Consider the following 22055-nt stretch of genomic DNA (forward strand, 5'->3'; position numbering starts at 1 on the left):
ATCATAAAACTACGACATTCGTTTTACAAAATAGAATGTCGTAGTTTATTACTTCCCAATCAACTATACTCTGAATGCAGACGCTTGAGATTTTGCGTTAAGTAAATCTTTCAACTCATCATCTAATTTTAATATCGAGATCGAGCATCCTGCCATTTCTAGGGATGTCATATATTCACCAACAAACGTTTTATATACCTTTATTCCTTTGTCAGCTAGAATAGAATGAACTTTAGCATTGACGATATACAATTCCATTTCAGGAGTAGCACCAAGTCCATTGACCATTACTGCTACCTCTGAACCTGTATAATCAATGTCATCCAAAATCCTTTTCGTTAGTTCAGTAGCTATTTCGTCAGCAGTTGTAATATTTTTACGTTCAATACCAGGTTCACCATGAATACCTATACCAATTTCCATTTCATTTTCATTAAGCACAAAACTTGGTTTTCCAGCTGCAGGAACAGTACAAGGACTAAGTGCCATCCCCATAGAACGAACATTCATGTTGACCTTTTCAGCAACAGCTTTTACTTCGGCAAGCGAACCACCACTTTCAGCTTTTGTTCCTGCAATTTTATGAACAAAAATTGTTCCAGCTATACCACGACGACCAGTTGTAAAAGAACTATTTTCGACAGCAACATCGTCATTTACAACTACCTTTTCTACCTCAATCCCTTCAGCTTCAGCTAGCTCAGCAGCCATTTCAAAATTCATCACGTCACCAGTATAATTTTTAATAATGAGAAAAACGCCAGACCCACCATGGACTGCTTTAATCGCTTCAAGAATTTGGTCAGGAGTAGGTGAAGTGAAAACCTCTCCCGCAACAGCAGCATCGAGCATACCCGGACCAACATACCCAGCATGAGCAGGCTCATGACCACTGCCTCCTCCACTTATAAGAGCTACTTTATTTGCGACTGGAGCATCTTTGCGAGCTATCACCGTTGTGTCAGGCACCACCTTTAGTCTATCAGGGGATGCAAGCTCGATACCTTTTAACATATCCATGACTACCTTATTTGGGTCGTTAATAATTTTTTTCATTTAAATCTCTCCTTCTCGGAAAAATAGTTATAATTTACTTAAGATTAGTAATTTAATAACCTCATCGCAAGTCCACTGAAATGACGCTATTTTTTATAACACTTGATCTTCCTTTGTCTCACCTGTTTGTCCTTGTTCTGGATTAACCGCTTCATAAAGCATACGATTTAATTCATTAGTATATTCATTTATTTGATACCCTGACCAATTAAAGACAGTAGACATGTAATCAATTACTACCTTTTGATGTTGCTTAACCCAGTTGATATTGAAGAATAAGGCATCTGTTCTTCTTATAAAAAAATCAACAGGCTTATAGCAAAGCTCGTAGTCAATTGCATATCTCAGTAATGCGTAAACAAATGGATCTAAGTCTAGATGTTTTGGTTGTTTTTTTTCCTCTTGGTAGATTTCAAAAATTATCATTGCATTAGAGCCGTAGCGATGAACAATTTCCGTAGCTTCTTTTTCCGTAAACCCTAGTTGTTTTCCTTGGGTAATAGTCTTTGACTTGAACAATTCAAAGCCTTTAGACCCACCGACGTCTCCACCAGAAATCGGCAAATGTTTTGTAGACGACTTAGCAAAAAGTTTTGCTTCATTTTTTTCTACCTTTTTTGCCACCAGATCGACAACACTTTCCGCCATTTTACGATACCCTGTAAGTTTTCCGCCAGCGATTGAAATTAAGCCAGACTCAGACTCAAATATTTCATCTTTTCTTGAGATTTCAGATGGGTCTTTCCCCTCTTCATAAATTAAGGGACGTAATCCTGCCCAACTTGACTCAATATCCTTTGACCTAATATTTACCTGCGGAAACATGGAATCTATAGCCTTTAGAAGATAATCACGGTCATCCATAGTCATCGTAGGATGAGCAATATCACCTTCGTAAACGGTATCTGTTGTCCCCACATAAGTTTTTCCGTCTCGAGGGATTGCAAAAATCATTCGACCATCCGGCGTGTCAAAATAGATTGCTTGTTTTAACGGGAAGCTAGATTGATCAAAAACCAAATGAATCCCCTTTGTTAATCTTAACGTTTTTCCTTGCTTGGAATTATCCATTTCTCTTAAAGTATCTACCCATGGCCCGGTTGCATTAACGTAATATCTTGCTGATATAATTCTGTTCTCACCGTTAATTTGATCCTTAACCTCAACACCCATAAGCTTTCCATTCTTGTAGTGGAATTTATCAGCGCTCGCATAGTTTAGAGCTAAAGCACCTTTCTCAACTGCCTTTTTCATAACTTCTATTGTTAATCTAGCATCATCAGTTTTATATTCGACATAGCAGCCAGCTCCTTTTAAGTTCTTATCATTAAGCAATGGCTCTCGTTCAAGTGCTTCTGACTTATTAAACATCTTTCGTCGTTCGCTTTTTTTCACTCCAGCTAAGAAGTCATAGACTCTCAATCCTAGATTAGTTGATAGTGGACCGAATGTTCCACCATTGTAAAAGGGTAGCATCATCCACTCAGGTGTTGTGACATGAGGGCCATTTTCATAAACAACCGCTCGTTCTCTACCAACTTCAGCCACCATTTTCACTTCAAACTGTTTTAAATAGCGTAACCCTCCATGAACTAGTTTTGTAGATCTGCTTGAAGTACCTGCAGCAAAGTCTTGTTTCTCTATGACTGCAACTTTCATTCCCCTTGTTACAGCATCGAGCGCAATCCCAGCACCTGTAATTCCTCCACCAATGACGAGTAAATCAAGCTCCTCATTCTCCATCTTGTCATACGTCTGTGATCGATTCAGACTTGAAAATAACATATTCCATCGCTCCCCTTTTTTTAGTAACGATGTCATTTTCTTGATATTCTCCATGTCCCTAACAAAGAAAAGCATCTAAATTAGAAAAGAAAAGAGGCCACAGATACCCCTATGAAATTATTTCATTAGAGCACTGTGGCCTTCTCTTTTCTCCGCACCATCCTATTAACTTGTATTACTATTATAACATACTTGAGAGTTAATTATTAACCATTTATTTAAAAACTCTCGTTGCTTCTACGGCCTTTTGCCAACCAGAATAAAGCTGTGTACGATTTTCTTCAGACATTTCGGATGTAAATGTACGTTCTTTCTTCCACTGTTTAGCAATTTCTTCACGATTTTCCCAATAACCAACTGCGAGTCCTGCGAGATATGCAGCACCTAATGCGGTTGTTTCATTTACCTCTGGGCGTTCGACTGGTACATCAAGAATATCACTTTGGAATTGCATTAAGAAATTGTTTTTTACTGCACCACCATCAACTCTTAATGCTTTTAAATCGATGCCAGAATCAGCGATCATCGCATCCAACACGTCTTTTGTTTGATATGCAAGTGATTCCAATGTTGCACGAACGAAGTGCTGTTTATTGGTTCCGCGAGTGAGTCCGAATACGGCTCCACGTGCATCACTATCCCAATACGGGGTACCAAGACCTACGAATGCCGGAACAAGATAAACACCATCAGTTGACTCAACTTGTGTGGCAAGAGTTTCTGTTTCTGGTGCACTTTCAATCAGTTTTAAACCATCACGTAACCATTGAACAGCTGAACCAGCAACAAATATACTACCTTCTAATGCATATTCTACTTTTCCATCAATTCCCCATGCTAAAGTTGTTAATAATCCATGTTTAGATGGGACAGCCTTCTCACCTGTATTCATAAGCATGAAACATCCCGTACCATAGGTATTCTTTGCCATTCCACTTTCATAGCACGCTTGCCCAAATAATGCAGCTTGCTGGTCACCAGCAATTCCTGCAATTGGTACTTCATGGCCAAAAAAGTGATATGAAACTGTATTCCCATAAATCTCAGAGGAAGGACGTACTTCCGGTAACATGCTCTTCGGGACAGTTAAGATGTCTAATAAATCTTGATCCCATTCTAACTCATAGATATTGTACATCAGTGTACGTGATGCATTAGAATAATCAGTAACATGCTTTTCTCCGCCAGTTAACTTATATATCAACCATGTATCAATTGTTCCAAATAGCAAGTCACCTTTGTCAGCTTTTTCTCTCGCACCTTCAACATTATCAAGAATCCATTTGACTTTTGTTCCAGAGAAATAAGGGTCGATTAATAAGCCTGTTTTTTCTCTGAATAAATCATTATGCCCTTGATCACGTAGTTCTTTACAAATCCCTTCTGTTTGACGTGATTGCCAAACAACAGCTTTATAAATCGGCTTACCTGTATTTTTATCCCAAACAACAGCTGTTTCTCGTTGGTTGGTAATCCCAATACCAGCTATCTGCGCCGGTTCCACATCTGCTTTCCTTAAAACTTCAGCAATAACTGATAACACAGAAGTCCAAATTTCATTAGCATCATGCTCAACCCAACCTGGTTTCGGGAAAAACTGTTCAAATTCCTTTTGTGCAGTTTCAACTATTTCACCATCATGATTAAACAAAATCGCTCGTGAGCTAGTAGTACCCTGGTCTAAAGATAAAATAAATTTTTTCATTTATATTCCTCCCTCAAATATTTAAATAGCCTTTTCAATCGTTTCTGCTGCATGTGACTTTTCTTTCTTTAGTTCTGCATTTACAGCTGCAATAATGATTCCTCCAATGATAATTGATAATACCCAAAACGAAACAGAAAATTCACCAGCGAAAATAGCTTTATAGAAAAGCGCCCCATAGACGCCACCTAAAATCGGTCCTACAACCGGTATCCAAGCATAACCCCAGTCTGAACCTCCTTTACCGATGATTGGTAGAACAGCATGAGCAATTCGTGGTCCAAGATCACGAGCTGGATTAATCGCATACCCAGTTGTACCACCTAGTGACATACCGATTGCTACTATTAATAAACCTACAATTGCAGGATTTAGCCCTTGTGAAAATTCATTTGCTCCAATAAAGGATAAACCCATTAAAAGGACAAACGTACCAATAATTTCACTTACTAAGTTAGACAGAGGACTACGCACTGCTGGATCTGTTGAAAATACAGCTAGCTTTGCTCCCTTATCTTTGGTCTCCTTCCAGTGTGGAAGATATTGAAAGTAAACAATTGCTGCTCCGATAAATGCGCCAATCGTTTGAGCAAGTATATACGAAGGTACCTTTTCCCAAGGAAAATCACCTACTGACGCCAAACCAATAGTAACGGCCGGGTTTATGTGTGCACCTGAAATACTACCAACTGCATAAACTGCCATCGTAACAGCAAGACCCCAACCAATTGATATGACAATCCAACCCGATCCTTCTGCTTTTGATTTTTTTAATACGACACCACCTACAACTCCACCACCAAAAATTATCAAAATCATTGTACCAATAAGTTCTGCTAAAAACTCTGACATCGAAAACCACCCCTTAATCATAGTTTAGAAGATGTAAACCTTAACAAATTACGTGCACGTATCAATAGAGACCAAAAAAGCCTACACTACAAGATATGTACTTTTTCCTAGGAAAGTACAAAACTTGTTGTGTGGGCTCCGAATCTCCATCACAATTTCTTAACTTGTTATAGATACATAATATATCATTATTGTAAACGCTGTCAATACATCGAATCATTTTTATTCAAAAAATTAAAATAAAACGGTTCAACACTTTTGGGATAAATAAATTCATTGATTAAATAAAAGAACTCGGACAAGTTGCATTAATTAATCTTACTTTATTTATCCCAAAAGCCTAATTTGTAGGAGGTTACCCCATGGACCAGATTAAGAGATCAGGCGAAAACGAAATCTCAAATTTTTCACGGCTCCTTTTCTTCTCATCAAGTATATCTATAACATTCCAGTATTAGAATTTTTACCAACTTGAACTTCTTTGGCTATTTTATCAGTAGACACAATTAGCGTTTGTATACATATTGAAGGTCACGAATAGAAAGACGTTTCATCAATTCCAGAGATCACTTCTTGAAGTAGTTATCGCCTGTGCGCCACCCGCTAATGCATTACGTACATCTTGTGTAGTTCTTATTAGTCCACCTGCAATAATAGGAAGGCCTGTCTTATCATAGATTTCTGAGATAATTGAAGGTACAATTCCTGGTAAAACTTCAATATAATCAGGTTTCAGATTATTTATTAACTTAATATTGTGGTTTATCGCTGTACTATCTAGAGCGAATAACCTTTGGATAGCTATTACCTTATGTTTTTTTGCAGAGGATATCACACTACCTCTTGTTGATAATATACCATCCACTTTTAAATCATTCACCAAGTATTCCATGCCAAATTCGTCAGCTTTTAGCCCTTGGATTAAATCCGCATGTACAAAAACAATTTTGTTTTTTTGTTTGGAATACTTGACTAAATTACCAATCTGCGAAAGTCTTGTCTCCAAGAAAATAACGTGATTATGATTACCCTCTATTGCCTTCTCGAAATCTTTCATATTTCTTATTGCCGGTAATATTCCAGTTAATTCCATATAAATTCTCCAATTCTTATATTTTTAGAGCCAATGCCAATTTTCATCGCGTTCGATTTAATCGGATCTGCCCACATATTAATAGTATGAAAATCAATCGGCTGATAAGACGACCTTACGCTAAAAATATTTATCTCAAGCTACTAAAATGTGTCAACCAAGGGAGATTTAATAACTTCTAGGAATGGTATTTCCAATATCCCGCTTATCGAAAATGTCAGAAAAGGCTCGATAAAACGGTGGAACCTTATTGATTTTCCGGCTTGTATGTAAAACGTCTATATCAGGTAGTTCTGACCCCGGTAATGGATTGACTTCTCCGTACTCTTTACGCAAGGGGATGTTCCACTTTTTTATGTTTCGCGCTTCTACTAATATAGGAACCACTTTCTTACCGAACGACGTAAGTGCTATGCTTTTAACAAAATAATATTTTTCACTACCATAGTCATCGATTCTCGCTTGATCCTCTTCGCACATCCAAATCCCTAACCATTCCAAGTAAAGAAAGAGGTAATTCCAGTCAAAGGTTAAGTTGGAAAGCAATCGTTCTTTGTCTAACTGTAAACCTGATTTCAGCTTTTCACTAATTAATATGTTAAAAACATCTGGAAGTATATCATGCACACCACTTACTTTTTTATCTAAAAGTCTTTTCCAATTGACGTCTACCCAGAATGTTTCTAGTAAAAAAAGGTACTTTTCGGTATCAGTCAGCTTGTAAAACACGCGCGATAAATCGGTTATGAGCAATCTAGGTGTAGTTGAATCAAGTAAAGTTTTTTCAACTAACCTCCCCGCGAGTGCTATGTGATAGAAGAAATGAATATACGGGTAATGTATCTGCTGACTGTTAGCTGTTACATTCTCTGCCTTAACGGACATACACTCATTAAGCTTGGGCAAGCTTTTCTCATAAATATACTCAGCGGTCTTAGTGATTGGAACAGGCTCTTTCTCTATATATTCAATAAATCGTGTGAAATCTTGTACGATATGGATTGGAAATCTTTTTCTGTCTTGTCTAAGGTCTGTGCTTTGATTATTTATTTTAGTAGAGGAAGCAACATTGTCCCATTCGTTTACGTCATCCAAAAAGCTATCGAGGGACAGTTGCTCCATCTTGAACATACGGTTATTGGCCATATTCATCATTCCTTTCACGCATCCCTACTTTATTTTGCCATGGTTAAAGAAGCGCGGGGCCGGTTCGCTTCCTTATTAGCTGATGTTGTTAAAATTTTTACCCGTTTAAATGCAAAGGCAAGGGTCAGCAATCACCCTTGCCTTGTTATTCATCCATGAGAAAAGTGTGCTTAATTTATTCCATCCATAAGTTTTTTCAATTCTTCTACCGATAATTCCGTATACTTTGCAACTACTTCGTAAGACACTCCATCTTCTAGCAACTTTTTCGCAACTGTCCTCTTTGCTTCTTTTTTGCCTTCTTCTCTTCCTTCTTTTTTGCCTTCTAATTTACCTTCTAATTTACCCTCTAATTTACCTTCTAATTTACCCTCTGCTTTACCTTCCTCTCTCCCCTCAGCCTTCACTATTCTCTCAAACTCGCCCCAAGAAATTGGCATACTATCGCGATTAATATAAACCATTTCTTTTCCCTCCTTTATTTCGATTAATTGTTCTCTCAGCTTTTTTGTTAGTTCTAGTGGAATTTGTAGTAAGTAGTCAATGAAGTAGATTAATACCGAAATATACATGCGATTATATTCGTGAGGATATTTTCTTTTCTGTGACAGTATTTTCATCAATTTGATCTTAAATTGATAGCGTTTCTCCACGTCATCTTTTGTTTCATGAACGTATTTCGCTGCTAGTATCGCCATTGCAAATGGGTTATCTGATTTAAGCAGCTCGTCTTCGCTGTAGTCACTAATTTCAAACAAATTATATTGATACGTTAATGACGTCCCATGCAGCGCATAGTGATATTCACCCTTTGTTAAAACATTTGAATGACCCGTTAATACCGCCATTGCCACAACATCGACATTGAACTTATCATAGATGTGATAGAAGTATCGAAACATTCTTTTCGAGAAATTCTCTCTTGGACTTCCCTCAATTTCAATGTGAATAATCAGCCACTTTTCTTCGCCAGCCTTAGAATATACCTTAACAATTTGATCTGCAATTTGTTTCCCTTTCTTTTCCTGAATAATCTCTTTAAACAATTCTTGTTCAAGAAACTCAGGCTGCTTGGAAAAATCAAGTTCTTCTGCTAATTCTGGGATAAAAAACAAAATAAACTCTTCAAATAATTCATGAATAATCTTTTTCCACAAGCCATCATGATCAATTACACGATAATCATTTGGTCGTTCTAATACAATATTTGTTAGCATTATTTTACCACAACCTTTAGCTTTTGATAACATGATTATACCATATAAATAGAACAAATGTTCTTATTTATTTAATGTTTTTTTAATTAAAAAAGAGAAGTGCGTGAACACTTCCCTTCGTTTCGTAACGACGTATATCTTTCAATGTCCTCACTCCAAGGACAAAACACACCTTTTGTCTTTCGACAGGGTCTGACCCCCGTCTATATGAATTTGGTTAGACTTCGTTTGATAAAAAATGTATAATAAAGATAAGTATAGACATACACTGTTACCACTAGGAAAAGGGTTGGTGAGATGTATGTGTGAAACAGGGGATGAAGAAATGGCATTAGATATGCATGTAAAAATTAAATCAGAAAAAGAGTATATTGCAGAGTCCCTTAAAGATGCTGTTAATGAAATGAATGCCAAAAAAGAGGGAAAACTCCCTAGAAGATCAGCAAGAGATATGTTGAAAAGCATTAAAGAAGATATGGAGAATGGTAATTTGTAATAATGGGCTATTTTGTTGATACTGTTACACGTTTCGAACGTGAATTAAGAAAATTAATTAAAAAGTATCCTCATTCATTTGATGAGGTTGAACATCTAATTGATGAATTAGAAAAAGGAAATTTATTAGGTGATGATATCCCCGGTTTAGATATTCCTAATAACAAAGTCTTTAAAACACGACTGCCAAATTCAGATGCTAATAAAGGGGAACGTGGTGGGTTTAGGGTTATCTATTATGTTTTAACTAGTGAAGAAGAAATCTTTTTACTGACCATGTATTCGAAATCAGATAAAGAAGATATTTCAAGTAGTGAGATAATCAAAATTATCAAAAAGTATATTCATGATCCTCATAAGAAACAAGGTACTTCTTAAATAAAAGGAATGCAGGGACAGTTCTTGCGCTTCCTTGCTGATGAGATTAGAATAAATTGTTTACCCGTTAAATCAAATCAGGCAAGGGTGATTGCTGACCCTTGCCTTCTTATTTAACCCTCAGCCATCACTATTCTCTCAAACTCGCCCCAAGAAATTGGCATACTATCGCGGTTAATATAAACCATTTCATTTGAAAAAGAGAAGTGCGTGAACACTTCCCTTCGTTTCGTAACGACGTATATCTTTCAATGTCCTCACTCCAAGGACAAAACACACCTTTTGTCTTTCGACAGGGTCTGACCCCTTATAAAAAGATTCCACCATACGCCAAAGCAAATACAATGACAAAGGCGGGATTTAGCTTTACTTTTTCCAATAAGATAAAGCTAACAACAACTAAAAGGATAGTCTGCCAGATACCAACGCCATCGTAGGAGGTTTGGAAGAAGCTAAACGCCATTCCCCCTAACAAAATTGCGATCGTTGGTCTAATTAAAGCGGTCATCAACTTTACTTTTGGCGAGTCTTTAAATTTGTTTAAGACACTAAGCAAGACAATCATTAAAATCAACGACGGAGCAACCGTCGCAAACACACCGACAACCGCACCCAATACCCCACCTTGCTGAAAGCCGATGTATCCAGCCATCTTCGTTGCAATTGGTCCGGGCAGCGCATTTGCCATTGCCAACATCTCACTAAATTGTTGGACCGACATCCAGCCAAAACGTCCAACTACTTCATTTTCAACTAACGGAATCGACGCCGGACCACCGCCGTAACCGACAATACCCGGAATGAAAAATGCGATGAAAATTTGCCAATAAGTAATCATAAGCTCATTTTCCCCCTCACCTTTTCATCCTCTTTCTGTTCCTTTTCCTTATGAGGCTTGACCAGTGCATAAACTAATAAAGCACCAATCAAAAATGCAGGGTGGACACCTGCAACTTCAATTAATAATACCGATACGACTACTAATATACTCATAACTACCCAGCCGAGCCCACCTTTTGCTTTTTTCAAAAATTCATAGGTTAGAACGGCAAGCATCACACCAACTACCGGCACAACGGCACGAGTCATCCCTTGCACCCATGGCTGATCACTCATCGACGCTAAAAAGGTTAATAACAAGATCATAATAACAATTGTCGGAATAATCGTTGCGAGTACAGCATTTACCATACCCCATAGCCCCGCAACACGGTAGCCAATATAGCCGGCCATCTTGGTTGCAATCGGGCCTGGCAATGAATTACATAGAGCTAAGATGTTAGAAAATTCTTCATCATCTAACCATTTATATTTCTCGACTACTTCTTTTTTTACAAGTGGGATGGATGAAGGACCACCTCCATAGCCAAGCATCCCAACTCGAAAAAAGGCTATAAAAATATGCCACTGCGTCATAGTTAAGTCCCCCGAACAAACGATTATCTTATTTTTTTAGAAAAGCAAAACGAAAGCGCCATAAATAGGCGCTTAATAAGCAGCAATCGTGCCGTCTGTTCTTGCTTCTGTTCCACCATATAACGTTCCTGTTTCGCTGTCACGCCAAATGATTTGCCCACGGCCGAATGCACCCTTTTCTAACTGGACTTGGATCTCGTGTCCCCTCCTAGCTAGTGCTTCGGCAATTGCTGTCGGGAAGGTTGGTTCGATGATAATTTTCTTTCCTTCCATCCATTGCCAACGTGGTGCATCAAGAGCAGCTTGTGGATTCAAATGGAAATCAATCGTATTCATCACTACTTGGACGTGTCCTTGCGGCTGCATAAAACCACCCATCACACCAAATGGCCCGACCGCTTCGTTTCCTTTTGTTAGGAAACCTGGAATGATCGTATGAAACGTTCTTTTTCCTCCTTGTAGAGCATTATCATGGCTTGGGTCTAAGGAAAAATTATGCCCTCGATTTTGCAGCGCAATTCCGGTACCTGGTACGACCAAGCCTGAACCAAATCCCATGTAGTTACTTTGAATAAACGACACCATATTCCCCTCGTCATCGGCTGTCGCTAAGTAAACCGTACCACCCTTTGGCGGTGTTCCAGGTTCTGGTGTGATGGCCTCCTCACCAATTAACGCCCGGCGTTTTTCGGCATATTCTTCTGCTAAAAGCTCAGCAACCGAATGCGACATATGATTTTCCTCTGTAATATACGATTGTCCATCCGTAAAAGCAAGCTTCATCGCTTCCAATTGCTTATGGTACGTTTCGACAGATTCTTTTTCCGGAAAATCGTAACCATTTAAGATGTTTAACGCCATTAACGCGACAAGTCCCTGTCCGTTCGGCGGGATTTCCCAAACATCATAGCCACGGTAAGATACCGAAATTGGATCGACCCATTCCGGTTGATAATTTGCCAGGTCTTCTTTTGCTAAAAAGCCGTCATATTGCTTGGAAAATGCAGCAATTTTATCAGCAATCTCACCACGATAGAACGCCTCACCATTCGTATCGGCAATTGCTTGTAGTGTTGCGGCATGGCCCGGTGACTTCCACACCTCACCGATTTCTGGTGCTTTTCCATTTGGGGCAAATGTTTCAAACCAGTGGTTGAATTCATCACCTTTAAACACTTCTTTGTATTTTTTTGCAGCGAGTTTCCAAAACTTCCCTAACACCGGGGAAATCGGATAACCATGCTCAGCATACTCGATTGCCGGCTTCAATACATCTGTTAACGGCAGCTTACCGAAGCGCTTCGACAGCTCGACCCAAGCGCCTGGTGCACCTGGTACAGTGACCGGAGTCCAACCGAATGTCGGGATTTTTTCATGGCCACGTTCCTTTACCTGCTCGATCGAGATCGATGCAGGAGCTGGGCCACTTCCATTTAAACCGTGCAATTTCCCTTTCGTCCAAACAAGCGCAAACGCATCACCGCCAATTCCGTTTGAGGTTGGCTCGACAACAGTTAAGGCTGCCGCGGTTGCGATCGCAGCATCAATCGCGTTGCCTCCTTGTTTTAAAATATCCAAGCCTGCTTGTGCAGCTAAAGGCTGAGACGTCGCTACCATCCCTTTATTGGCAACCGTCGTCATTCGACTTGACGGGTATGGATAATGCAAATAATCCATCTTCATCTAACCGCTCCTTTCTAGATGTTGTTCAAAAGTCCGAAAACTACACCACATCTATCTATGTGTTTCTAATTTGGCCAATTGAACTAATATCTATTTATACTTCATGACACGCGACAAAATGACCTTCTTCTATTTCGCGCCATTCAGGCCTTTCCTGTCTACACCGCTCTGTCGCTACCGGACAACGTGTGTGGAAGGGGCATCCTTTTGGATAATTCGCTGGATTTGGTAAATCACCCTCCAAACGGACCCGATCTTTTTTCCTACCAGGGATTGGCCGAGGTATAGCACTTCACCACGAAATTTGATCGAACCATCCGTTAAATCCTCTAAGCCTAAAAATCGTTCTACCTAACGTCGATTTTCCACAGCCCGATTCACCGACCACTCCTAGGGTCTCCCCTTCGAAAACATCAATGCTGACGTCTTCAACAGCTTGGACATTACCAGTTGTTCGCTTTAAAATCCCGCTTTTGACCGGAAAGTATTTCTTCACATTTTTCACTTCAAGAAGTGGCTGATTTGTCATGGGTGGACACCTTCTGCAACCAACATTTTGGGTGTACAGGTGGGGTTGTTAAAACAAAAATTGTTTACCCGTCAAATCAAATCAGGCAAGGGCGTCAATTCACCCTTGCCTTTTTATTCATCGACAGGGTCTGACCCCCGCTTGCGTAGTGGATTGAATAGTATGGCGGATGTTACATGTTGGAGTTGAGATTGAATAGTTAGTTTACATGGAAGGTAGTTATTGTTCAGCTTGTCCACTCAGTTGTTTAATTTTTAAAGAATTTTTACCTACCTCGGTATAAAGGAAACTCGTATTCTTTTCGACTGAGCCTAAACGGTGCTCGATATTGTCAAGACGGTTTTCGATTTGTTCAAATCTTCTATCTATCTGTTCGAATCTTCTATCTATCTGCTCAAACCTTTCATCGATTTGTTCAAATTTTGCATCAACTTGCTTAAACTTTCTATTCATATTATCGTTTAACTCTCTGATTGCCTGTAAAATCTCATTGTTGCCAACTTCCATCATGATCACCTCCCTCAATTAATTTTATTTTATCACATAAACTGTGCCGGCAATAAAAAATTTGTAACCTTTTGTAGAAAATTATTTCTTTTTAAACGACTCGGTATTGCGTTATTGTCAGGACTTGGAAGACAAAACATCTTGCTTTTTTAAAAGAATAAGGACGTATAAAAAGGGCTACTCCCAAGGAAGTAACCCCTAAACTAAAACTTATTAGTTAATAAAATCAACAAACTTCAAGTAGCCATTTAAGACGACAGCTGTTTGGGCACGTGATGTTGTGCCAGCTGGGTCAAAAATTGTACCATTGTTTCGACCACTGAAAATACCTGCTTCTAGCATTAATTCTACGTCAGCCTTAGACCAATCACCGATCGAGTTAACATCATCAAATTGGTTGATTGATTTGGACTTATCTAATTTTGCCACATCATAGCCGGTAAACTCTAACGCACGAGCTAGCATGGCAGCTGATTGGGAGCGATTGACCTTCGCATATGGGTCAAAGCTTCCATCGACGCGTCCTTTGATAATACCAGCTTCTACAGCAGCAACTAACGGCTCGATGAACCATTCGTCACCTTCCACATCGGTAAAAGAACCATCGTACTCGCCACTAGCTGTTAAACCAAGCGCTTTAACAAGGAGGATTGTCATTTGAATGCGATTTGTTCCTTCTGCAGGAGCAAACCTTCCATCTTCCTTCCCGTTAATGATTAGCTTGTTTCCGAGTTTTGTAATTTCAGGTGCAGCCCAATCGCCAGCTTCTACGTCAGTAAATGTTACGTTGTTTTTAACGACCGCATATTTACTGTTCGTTCTGCTACTGAACACTGCTTTTCCATCGACAATTTTAGTTGGAACAGCTGTTAATGTGCCATCTGCATTAATGCGAACAGCCGTATATTGGCTTGGGTTCACATCCGTTGTTGTTAATGGAATCGAACGAGCCACATAGCTGTTGAAATTGTTCACTTCTGATTCGTCAGTACCAGCTTTTGCGGTAATCTTGAAATCTACTACTTCGGAAGCAGCTGCTAGTCCATTACTTGCGACAGCATTTGTTGTGTCTTCTGATTGAGTAATTTCAATACTAATTTCCACATCATCCGTACTAGATGCACCTAGAGACGCTGCTAGTGCTTCGACATTGATTTCTTTCACGCCAAGGCTATAAGAGCCTGTCTTTGAATTTATCGTTACAACTGCATCTTCATTTTTGTCTTTTAATGCTGAAAATGCTGATGAAGGTACACTAACGACTGCTGCATTGCTATCGTCGTCTGGAACAGTGATGCTTACTGTTTTCAAATCTGTTGCTGTATTGATTAGATTTAAAATGCTTGCCGTGTCGACTTTTACCGTTGTTTTCACCGTACCATCTGTATCTGTTTCAGTGGACACAGCATCATCACTAAGTTCAACCTCTGCTGCCCCGTCTGCTGAAGGTTCAGGTGACGGAGTAGGCGCTGGCACGTAAGAACCACCACCAGTATTAGAATCTTTAGTCAATGATTCCAAAGCACCCGCCAATAAAGCTGCCTTAGCATTTTTGGCGATATCACCGTTAGCATCTAATTTAGCTTCGATTCCATCTTTTATTGCTATAAGATCAACAACACCTATTCCTAAACCAGTTTGAAGTTTACCATCAAATTCAGAATAAGTTGTAGTAGAAAGGTCTGTGGCTGCTGAAGCAACAACACTATCAAAATCAGTTTCACCTAATAGGATTTGAAAAATGTTATTACCGATTTCGGTTATAAGCTTTTCTTTTAAAGCTACTAAAAATGCAATCATATCATCAACTGTTAATTCAGAAGAAAACAATGTATCAAAAGTACTTGTATAGTCCGAATTGTTACGGATGGCATCTATTTTAGCTTGTAGATTAGCACCATCGACATAACCTAGTTCAGCAATGTCTCGCGCTAAGCCTATTAAACTAGGATATGCTTCAATTTTTGCTTGTGTGATTCCATTCTCTTTTAAAATAGTAGAAATCTCTGTATCAGTTAGTCCTGCCACAGCTGACCTGGCAGTTTCAACTGTCCCTTTCTGTGTGTCACTCATAAAACTATAGATTTCAGTAACATCTGTAACGAGACTACTTACACTAGTATTTGAAGTGACGGCACTTACCGGCACTACAGCCGACAACAATAATACAAAGATTGAAAATAAACTTACGATTGATTTGCACGTCTTTCCTTTCATTATTTTAACCTCTCCCTATTTATTACAAATTATGTAATCTACTAGTTCCATTATAGTTTAGCAGAGGTATTATATCAATTAAATTTAGGTATATTGTGGTTATATTCTTCTTTATCGAAATGTGTTAAGATGTTGCTATATCTATCTGTGGAGGAACCTCAATGAAAAAAACAACTAAAATCCTACTAATCGTCCTATCTTCCTTAATCGTTTTGCTAGCTGGTGGTGGGGGATGGGTTTACTATACGTTTAATCTTAAATCATATGACACCGCTGACGCTAAAGTAAGTGAAGTGTACGAGACCGATTTTGTAATAGACATTCCCAAGTTAACCAGTGTGGACAATAAAATGGAAGAAGCTGATAGTGATGGAGCGTCTGAAGGAGCTGAAAACGCTGCGGAACCGGAAGAACCTGAAACGTCTGAAAAACCGAAGCAGGCACAATCAACCGAACCTTCGACAACTACCAAAGCTAATTCATCTGATAACACTGAATCTGAGCAATCCGCTTCTACTAATCAGGAAGCAAAATCGACAACGGATCAATCTACTTCTGATCTGTCAACCGGACGAGACAGACAAGAAGATGACACGTTGTCACGGAAAGAAATTAAAGCACAATATAAGCCGGCCTTTAAAAGTTTAGAAGTCCAGGCTACGCAAAAATTAAATAACTTGCTGCAGCTCGCATACGAGGAATATCAAACAAAGAAAGAAAACGATGAAAAAATTGATTTTGCCTACTTTTACCGAAAGTACAAAACAGCAGCTGACAACCTAGAAGCAAAAACGGATCAAGCGTTTGACCAAATCTATGGATCACTCGTCAAAGATCTTAAGGAAAATGGCTATAGTGGTAATGCGGCTAATGATTTTAAAGACCAATATGAAGAAGCAAAAGAACAACGAAAAGGCTTTATCTTAGATAAGGCAATGGGCTCGATGTAGTCTTATTCTACCGTAGCAACAAACAAACATGAAAATTGCAGGCTGATAGGGAAATCCCGATTCCGCCTGCTGTTTTTTTCAAATACTATAACCGTTAAGTAGGAGCGGGCAGCATTCGGTAATCATATGCTCGGTATAACTACCGTTTCCAGCCGTGCGAGCCGCGTTCGGGCGACATTCGCTTGATTTGACTACCGTCTGTGGCCGAGCGAACCGCCTTGAGTAGGTATTCGCTCGATATAACTACCGTTTCTAGCCGAGCGGGCCGCGTTCGGGCGACATTCGCGCTCAAGCTTTTATATAAGAAAAGTAATTAAAACAAGTCCATATTCCCACGATTTATACGAGCTTTTTTCTTTCGGCTAGCGGTTGGCTTTAAATTCCGTCTTTTCATTTCTTTCCACACCAGTTCCTTAAATGCCTGCTCAACCTCTATCTTTTGAGTATGCTCGTACAGCTCTAACAGTGACTCGTCACTCAATTTCTTCATGACCCTTCTCCCCTCCTATAAAATGACTACACCGTGATAGATTTGAAGTTTATAACATCATTTAATAGTTTCCATCCATTTTATCCTATCGACTGATATTAAAAAAGATTCTCCTTTAGTTTTATCAAAAATGCTTCTATTCGTCATATATCAAAAGTTATAATTTCGACCAAAATGAGAAAGGATTCGCTCTTTTCTGTCCGAATTCAACCTCTATTCGGACTCTATCTACTCGGATTTGCTCTTTTATGTCCGAATTCAACCTCAATTCGGACTCTATCTACTCGGATTCGCTCTTTTCTGTCCGAATTCAACCTCAATTCGGACTCAATCTACTCGGATTTGCTCTTTTGAGTCCGAATTCAACCTCTATTCGGACTCAATCTACTCGGATTTGCTCTTTTATGTCCGAATTCAACCTCAATTCGGACTCTATCTACTCGGATTTGGTCTTTTCTGTCCGAATTCAACCTCTATTCGGACTCAATTTACTCAGATTTGCTCTTTTCTGTCCGAATTCAACCTCAATTCGGACTCTATCTACTCGGATTTGCTCTTTTGAGTCCGAATTCAACCTCAATTCGGACTCTATCTACTCGGATTTGCTCTTTTGAGTCCGAATTCAACCCCAATTCGGACTCTATTTACTCAGATTCGCTCTTTTCTGTCCGAATTCAACCTCGATTCGGACTCAATCTACTCGGATTTGCTCTTTTCTGTCCGAATTCAACCTCTATTCGGACTCTATTTACTCGGATTCGCTCTTTTCTGTCCGAATTCAACCTCTATTCGGACTCAATCTACTCAGATTCGCTCTTTTCTGTCCGAATTCAACCTCGATTCTGCGCCGGATCTAAACAAATCTTGAATTTTTATATTTTCTTTTCTTAAAATAAGAAAGGAACTCCGCTAAGAGTCCCTAAATCATGCAGTGCCTAGTCCATTGATAATTATCTCAATTGTTTGACCGATAATTCGGTGTACTTTGCGACTAATTCATATAGCACCCCGCTTTGTCCACTTTCCATTTCCGCGAGACATGATATAATTTGAATAGTTTTTTAAACAAACTAACAATTCTTACTCGAGGTGCTCGAATTGGTTTTTAGTAATTTAGTGTTTATCTTTGCTTTTTTGCCGGTTGTCTTGTTCGTTTATTTTTTAGCAAATAAGGCAAGTAAAAATATCATTTTATTAATCGCAAGTTTAATTTTCTATGCGTGGGGTGAGCCGACGTATGTATTCCTGATGATTTTTTCGATGGTGATGAACTATTCGTTTGGGCTGTTGATTGATCGTCTATCGGACAAGCCTAGGCAAAAAAAGTACGCGCTCGCCTTCGCTATCATTGGTAACCTAGCGATTTTAGGCTTCTTTAAATATGCCGGATTTATTGTCACTAATCTAAATCGCTTGCTTGGCTTGACACTTGAAATCGAGCCAATTGCTTTACCGATTGGGATTTCGTTTTTCACATTCCAAGCGATGAGCTATGTCATCGACGTTTACCGTAAGGATGCGGCGGTACAGAAGAGCTTTGTGTCACTATCCTTATACATCGCCCTGTTCCCGCAGCTCGTCGCGGGCCCGATTGTGCGCTACAATACTGTTGCAGATCAAATCAAGAAGCGCTTTGTTAACCTGGATAAATTTACCGATGGTGTGAAGCGATTCATCATCGGTTTGGCGAAAAAAGTGTTGCTCGCCAACTCATTTGGTGAAATTGCTGATGCGATTTTCAGCACACCAGCAACAGAACTGAGTGTTGCCAGTGCGTGGCTCGGGATTCTTGCCTACACGTTGCAAATCTACTTTGACTTTTCCGGCTATAGTGATATGGCGATCGGGCTTGGCAAAATGTTCGGCTTTGATTTCCTAGAAAATTTCAACTACCCATACATTGCAAAAAGTGTGACCGAATTTTGGCGCAGGTGGCATATTTCGCTTGGGGCATGGTTCCGTGATTATGTCTACATTCCGCTTGGCGGCAATCGTCAAGGCAGCGCAAAAACAATCCGCAATTTACTAATTGTCTGGACAATTACCGGCTTTTGGCACGGAGCAAGTTGGACGTTTATCGCCTGGGGCTTTTACTACGGCTTATTTATCGTCATGGAGCGACTCGGTTTTTCCAAGCTTCTGAGTAAATTATGGACACCGCTCCAACACGTCTACCTGTTACTCGTTGTTATGATTGGCTGGGTATTTTTCCGTGCCGATCAATTCAGCTATTCGTTTCAATTTTTACAGGCAATGGCCGGGATCGGTGGCAACGCCGGACTTGATACGACCGCAATCATTTACTGGAACGATTTTTGGTATGTGTTCTTGCTCGGCATGATTTTTAGCACCCCTGTTGCCATCTGGGTGAAAAGTCGTCTTGGCGAACAGTGGCAGCCAGTTTTATCTGTCGTGACACCGGTCGTTTACTTAATGCTAATGGTTAGTTCGATGCTTCTGTTAGTGAACTCGACATACAATCCATTTATCTATTTCAGATTTTAATAGTAAGGAAGTTTTACGATGAAAAAGTTCGGAAAAATTATGTTAACTAGTGCGTTTGTGCTTTATTTGTTTGTTGTTGGCATCTGGATGATTGCAACTCCTGATCGGGACGTTTCAGATGTGGAAAATCGCACACTTGCACAAGTACCTGAGCTAAAGCTCGACACAATTCTTGGTGGCAGCTTCATGAAAGAGTTTGAAGTTTATTTCACTGATCAATTTCCATTCCGTGATACGTGGTTAAAAGCGTATATCCAGCTTCAATATTTATTGAATAAAACGTTTGTTTATGATTATTTCGTCACGGACACAGGCTGGATACTGCCGAAGCCGACTTACACCGTACCGAAACAGGAAATGTCTGATGCTGCCAGACAAGTCAATCAGCTCGCCTCTTTTTTAGAAGAAAAAGACATTCCGCTGTACTATTTTGCAGCGCCGAATAAGGTGACGATGACCCAGTTTTTGATTCCGGATTATATTGAAAAAGGGACGTACCGGGCAGAGACGAACTTTTTCATGGAGCAGCTGGACGACCCAAATTTGACGAGTGTGAATATGGTTGAGTTGTTCTTTGAGCGGTTTCGGGACGATGAGTTGGAGCAGATGTTTTTTAAAACGGATCACCATTGGAACGGAAATGGTGCGATCGAGGGTTACCGGGTGATGAAGGAGACGTTCGCAGCCACTGGGCTCGGGATTGATGCGGAGGTTGAACGGGATAACTATGAGAAGACATGTGTCGATGGGAAGGAATTTGTTGGTAGCTACAATCGGCAGCTGTACATGACGGTTGATGCGGACGAGTTGACGTGTAGCTATGTTCGTGATGATTTTGCTAATTTTGAGGTTGTCCGGAATGGGGAAAAGTCTAGTGTCGCAAGTGTGTTGGGTTCTACATTTACAAGTGATGCGGAGACGACAAGCTATGCCGATATCTTTACCAACGATTGGCGCGAGCTGATTATCACGAATCCAGCGAAGCAAGACAGTGGCAAGAAGCTGTTGATTATTAAGGATTCGTACGCCAATGCGATAGCTTTCTCAATTGCCCAGGATTTCTATCAAACGTTTGTTTATGACCCGAGGTTCAACCGGGACCGGTCGGTGACTCAGTATATCGAGGACGGCGATTTTGACGCAGTCACGATTTTCTACAACTCCAACCATCTAACCGGAGCCGACTATCAATTTGATTAATAATAAAAGCGTAGGCAGGCATATGACAAGCCCTGACGTAGCGGTCTTTGCCACAGAAGGGCTTGTCTTATGACCTCAGGCGGGCTAGGAAGCGAGGTGGACAGCTCTTGGGTCTTTTTATACTTTCTTTTCTTTTTAACAAAAGCGCTGGCGCCTTCGAAGTGTTCCTTGGTGCTAAGCCTAAGGCAAGGGGAATAAGTAAATCGCCGCTTGCCTTTTATGTTAATCCGCTCCAATTAGTCTTTGCCCAATAACACATTAGCGCTAGCTACCTGCTCCGCCATTAGCTGCCGCCGAGCTGTTGCGCTTGATGACCATACTGACGCCCATGACAATAGCAATTAATTCTTCATTTGTTAACACGGATGAATGGTTAGTTAGTTCGAATGCGGACGATTGAAAGAAACCACTGATTTTCTTGAATTCAGCAATTACGCTCTGTTGCGAATCAAGAATGGTATATTCCTTGGAGAATGGCTCTGACTGGATTTCAAAATCGCCATGTAAATAGGACTGATAGACAAACTTTTTTGTGAAAAAGGAAAAACGTTGCTTCAGCTTGCCAATCTCTTGGTCGCTTGCGTTTTTCACGACCCAACCTCTTGAAAGAAATGGAAAATGACCTTTCATCATTATATTACCTTCAAGGTCTAAAATATCGACACTTGATGAAAAGGCGCTCTTCAAATCGAGCGATCCCACCTTTTCTTGCCCGCTATCATAAATTTCCGTTATTCCTGCCGAGAAAAAATTATCTGTAAAATAAATAGAATCCCCCACCAAATCCCTCCTTCCGCTCTAACTTATCTACGAATAGGAGTGCTGATTTGT

General features: G+C 39.9%; 21 protein-coding genes. 5 read left to right on the forward strand and 16 right to left on the reverse strand.

What is annotated here, in order from left to right; all coding sequences use genetic code 11:
* Window positions 1–63: 63 nt before the first annotated feature.
* The 7 genes from dhaK to NC799_RS06890 form a co-directional block, all read right to left on the reverse strand.
* Window positions 64–1056 (reverse strand): dihydroxyacetone kinase subunit DhaK, encoded by a 993-nt coding sequence (gene dhaK / locus NC799_RS06860; protein WP_272445652.1) that lies wholly within the window; start codon window positions 1054–1056, stop codon window positions 64–66.
* Between the two features lie 93 nt (window positions 1057–1149).
* Window positions 1150–2841 carry a glycerol-3-phosphate dehydrogenase/oxidase gene (locus NC799_RS06865; RefSeq protein ID WP_272445653.1) on the reverse strand — a complete coding sequence of 564 codons (1692 nt, stop codon included), beginning with the start codon at window positions 2839–2841 and terminating at the stop codon, window positions 1150–1152.
* Between the two features lie 214 nt (window positions 2842–3055).
* Window positions 3056–4546 carry a glycerol kinase GlpK gene (gene glpK, locus NC799_RS06870; RefSeq protein ID WP_272445654.1) on the reverse strand — a complete coding sequence of 497 codons (1491 nt, stop codon included), beginning with the start codon at window positions 4544–4546 and terminating at the stop codon, window positions 3056–3058.
* A gap of 21 nt (window positions 4547–4567) precedes the next feature.
* Window positions 4568–5398 carry an MIP/aquaporin family protein gene (locus tag NC799_RS06875; RefSeq protein WP_272445655.1) on the reverse strand — a complete coding sequence of 277 codons (831 nt, stop codon included), beginning with the start codon at window positions 5396–5398 and terminating at the stop codon, window positions 4568–4570.
* Window positions 5399–5951: 553 nt separating this feature from the next.
* The gene (locus NC799_RS06880; RefSeq protein ID WP_272445656.1) at window positions 5952–6491 is read right to left on the reverse strand and encodes a glycerol-3-phosphate responsive antiterminator; all 540 of its coding nucleotides are present in this window, start codon (window positions 6489–6491) and stop codon (window positions 5952–5954) included.
* A 168-nt stretch (window positions 6492–6659) separates the two neighbouring features.
* Complete coding sequence (locus NC799_RS06885) at window positions 6660–7637, reverse strand: hypothetical protein (protein WP_272445657.1); 978 nt, start codon at window positions 7635–7637, stop codon at window positions 6660–6662.
* Window positions 7638–7807: 170 nt separating this feature from the next.
* On the reverse strand, window positions 7808–8854 hold the full coding sequence (locus NC799_RS06890; RefSeq protein ID WP_272445658.1) for an RpnC/YadD family protein: 1047 nt from the start codon (window positions 8852–8854) through the stop codon (window positions 7808–7810).
* A gap of 325 nt (window positions 8855–9179) precedes the next feature.
* Here NC799_RS06890 and NC799_RS06895 point away from each other — a divergent pair, with 325 nt between their 5' ends.
* Window positions 9180–9350 carry a hypothetical protein gene (locus tag NC799_RS06895; RefSeq protein WP_272445659.1) on the forward strand — a complete coding sequence of 57 codons (171 nt, stop codon included), beginning with the start codon at window positions 9180–9182 and terminating at the stop codon, window positions 9348–9350.
* 2 nt (window positions 9351–9352) lie between these two features.
* The gene (locus NC799_RS06900) at window positions 9353–9727 is read left to right on the forward strand and encodes a hypothetical protein (protein ID WP_272445660.1); all 375 of its coding nucleotides are present in this window, start codon (window positions 9353–9355) and stop codon (window positions 9725–9727) included.
* Window positions 9728–10034: 307 nt separating this feature from the next.
* Here NC799_RS06900 and NC799_RS06905 read toward each other — a convergent pair whose 3' ends face one another.
* From NC799_RS06905 to NC799_RS06930, 7 genes are all read right to left on the reverse strand, one after another.
* On the reverse strand, window positions 10035–10562 hold the full coding sequence (locus tag NC799_RS06905) for a chromate transporter (protein WP_272445866.1): 528 nt from the start codon (window positions 10560–10562) through the stop codon (window positions 10035–10037).
* A complete protein-coding gene (locus NC799_RS06910) occupies window positions 10562–11143 on the reverse strand; it encodes a chromate transporter (RefSeq protein WP_272445661.1) in 582 nt (193 codons plus the stop codon). The genes NC799_RS06905 and NC799_RS06910 overlap by 1 nt, the downstream gene beginning before the upstream one ends.
* A gap of 72 nt (window positions 11144–11215) precedes the next feature.
* Window positions 11216–12820, reverse strand: a complete 1605-nt coding sequence (locus tag NC799_RS06915; protein WP_272445867.1) for a gamma-glutamyltransferase family protein — start codon at window positions 12818–12820, stop codon at window positions 11216–11218.
* Between the two features lie 100 nt (window positions 12821–12920).
* Window positions 12921–13112 (reverse strand): oligopeptide/dipeptide ABC transporter ATP-binding protein, encoded by a 192-nt coding sequence (locus tag NC799_RS18485; RefSeq protein WP_334313852.1) that lies wholly within the window; start codon window positions 13110–13112, stop codon window positions 12921–12923.
* Between the two features lie 6 nt (window positions 13113–13118).
* The gene (locus NC799_RS18490; protein WP_334313849.1) at window positions 13119–13355 is read right to left on the reverse strand and encodes an ATP-binding cassette domain-containing protein; all 237 of its coding nucleotides are present in this window, start codon (window positions 13353–13355) and stop codon (window positions 13119–13121) included.
* Between the two features lie 219 nt (window positions 13356–13574).
* Window positions 13575–13862, reverse strand: coding sequence for a hypothetical protein (locus tag NC799_RS06925; protein ID WP_272445662.1), 288 nt, complete (start codon window positions 13860–13862; stop codon window positions 13575–13577).
* 213 nt (window positions 13863–14075) lie between these two features.
* Complete coding sequence (locus NC799_RS06930; protein ID WP_272445663.1) at window positions 14076–16079, reverse strand: S-layer homology domain-containing protein; 2004 nt, start codon at window positions 16077–16079, stop codon at window positions 14076–14078.
* A 161-nt stretch (window positions 16080–16240) separates the two neighbouring features.
* Between NC799_RS06930 and NC799_RS06935 the strand changes: the two genes are divergently transcribed.
* The gene (locus NC799_RS06935; RefSeq protein WP_272445664.1) at window positions 16241–17029 is read left to right on the forward strand and encodes a hypothetical protein; all 789 of its coding nucleotides are present in this window, start codon (window positions 16241–16243) and stop codon (window positions 17027–17029) included.
* Window positions 17030–17342: 313 nt separating this feature from the next.
* Here the strand turns inward: NC799_RS06935 and sda are convergent, their stop codons facing one another.
* Complete coding sequence (gene sda / locus NC799_RS06940) at window positions 17343–17519, reverse strand: sporulation histidine kinase inhibitor Sda (protein ID WP_272445665.1); 177 nt, start codon at window positions 17517–17519, stop codon at window positions 17343–17345.
* A 1098-nt stretch (window positions 17520–18617) separates the two neighbouring features.
* On the opposite strand from sda, the gene NC799_RS06945 reads away from it, so the two are divergent.
* Window positions 18618–20024 (forward strand): MBOAT family O-acyltransferase, encoded by a 1407-nt coding sequence (locus tag NC799_RS06945; protein ID WP_272445666.1) that lies wholly within the window; start codon window positions 18618–18620, stop codon window positions 20022–20024.
* Window positions 20025–20042: 18 nt separating this feature from the next.
* Window positions 20043–21224: a DHHW family protein gene (locus NC799_RS06950; RefSeq protein WP_272445667.1), complete on the forward strand. Its 1182-nt coding sequence runs from the start codon at window positions 20043–20045 to the stop codon at window positions 21222–21224.
* A 264-nt stretch (window positions 21225–21488) separates the two neighbouring features.
* On the opposite strand, the gene NC799_RS06955 is transcribed toward NC799_RS06950, so the two are convergent.
* A complete protein-coding gene (locus NC799_RS06955) occupies window positions 21489–22004 on the reverse strand; it encodes an LURP-one-related family protein (protein ID WP_272445668.1) in 516 nt (171 codons plus the stop codon).
* Window positions 22005–22055: the final 51 nt, after the last annotated feature.

Origin of the sequence: Aquibacillus salsiterrae (genome assembly GCF_028416595.1) — a bacterium.
Taxonomy (GTDB): Bacteria; Bacillota; Bacilli; order Bacillales; family Amphibacillaceae; genus Aquibacillus_A; species Aquibacillus_A salsiterrae.

What these genes read in the sequence shown, in the direction of transcription:
- dhaK (WP_272445652.1), bottom strand. Translation starts at nt 1,056, where the DNA reads ATGAAAAAAATTATTAACGACCCAAATAAGGTAGTCATGGATATGTTA.
- NC799_RS06890 (WP_272445658.1), bottom strand. Translation starts at nt 8,854, where the DNA reads ATGCTAACAAATATTGTATTAGAACGACCAAATGATTATCGTGTAATT.
- NC799_RS06885 (WP_272445657.1), bottom strand. Translation starts at nt 7,637, where the DNA reads ATGGCCAATAACCGTATGTTCAAGATGGAGCAACTGTCCCTCGATAGC.
- NC799_RS18490 (WP_334313849.1), bottom strand. Translation starts at nt 13,355, where the DNA reads ATGACAAATCAGCCACTTCTTGAAGTGAAAAATGTGAAGAAATACTTT.
- NC799_RS06935 (WP_272445664.1), top strand. Translation starts at nt 16,241, where the DNA reads ATGAAAAAAACAACTAAAATCCTACTAATCGTCCTATCTTCCTTAATC.
- NC799_RS06895 (WP_272445659.1), top strand. Translation starts at nt 9,180, where the DNA reads ATGGCATTAGATATGCATGTAAAAATTAAATCAGAAAAAGAGTATATT.
- NC799_RS06865 (WP_272445653.1), bottom strand. Translation starts at nt 2,841, where the DNA reads ATGTTATTTTCAAGTCTGAATCGATCACAGACGTATGACAAGATGGAG.
- NC799_RS06930 (WP_272445663.1), bottom strand. Translation starts at nt 16,079, where the DNA reads ATGAAAGGAAAGACGTGCAAATCAATCGTAAGTTTATTTTCAATCTTT.
- NC799_RS06880 (WP_272445656.1), bottom strand. Translation starts at nt 6,491, where the DNA reads ATGGAATTAACTGGAATATTACCGGCAATAAGAAATATGAAAGATTTC.
- NC799_RS06910 (WP_272445661.1), bottom strand. Translation starts at nt 11,143, where the DNA reads ATGACGCAGTGGCATATTTTTATAGCCTTTTTTCGAGTTGGGATGCTT.
- NC799_RS06915 (WP_272445867.1), bottom strand. Translation starts at nt 12,820, where the DNA reads ATGGATTATTTGCATTATCCATACCCGTCAAGTCGAATGACGACGGTT.
- NC799_RS06950 (WP_272445667.1), top strand. Translation starts at nt 20,043, where the DNA reads ATGAAAAAGTTCGGAAAAATTATGTTAACTAGTGCGTTTGTGCTTTAT.
- glpK (WP_272445654.1), bottom strand. Translation starts at nt 4,546, where the DNA reads ATGAAAAAATTTATTTTATCTTTAGACCAGGGTACTACTAGCTCACGA.
- NC799_RS06875 (WP_272445655.1), bottom strand. Translation starts at nt 5,398, where the DNA reads ATGTCAGAGTTTTTAGCAGAACTTATTGGTACAATGATTTTGATAATT.
- sda (WP_272445665.1), bottom strand. Translation starts at nt 17,519, where the DNA reads ATGAAGAAATTGAGTGACGAGTCACTGTTAGAGCTGTACGAGCATACT.
- NC799_RS06900 (WP_272445660.1), top strand. Translation starts at nt 9,353, where the DNA reads ATGGGCTATTTTGTTGATACTGTTACACGTTTCGAACGTGAATTAAGA.
- NC799_RS06925 (WP_272445662.1), bottom strand. Translation starts at nt 13,862, where the DNA reads ATGGAAGTTGGCAACAATGAGATTTTACAGGCAATCAGAGAGTTAAAC.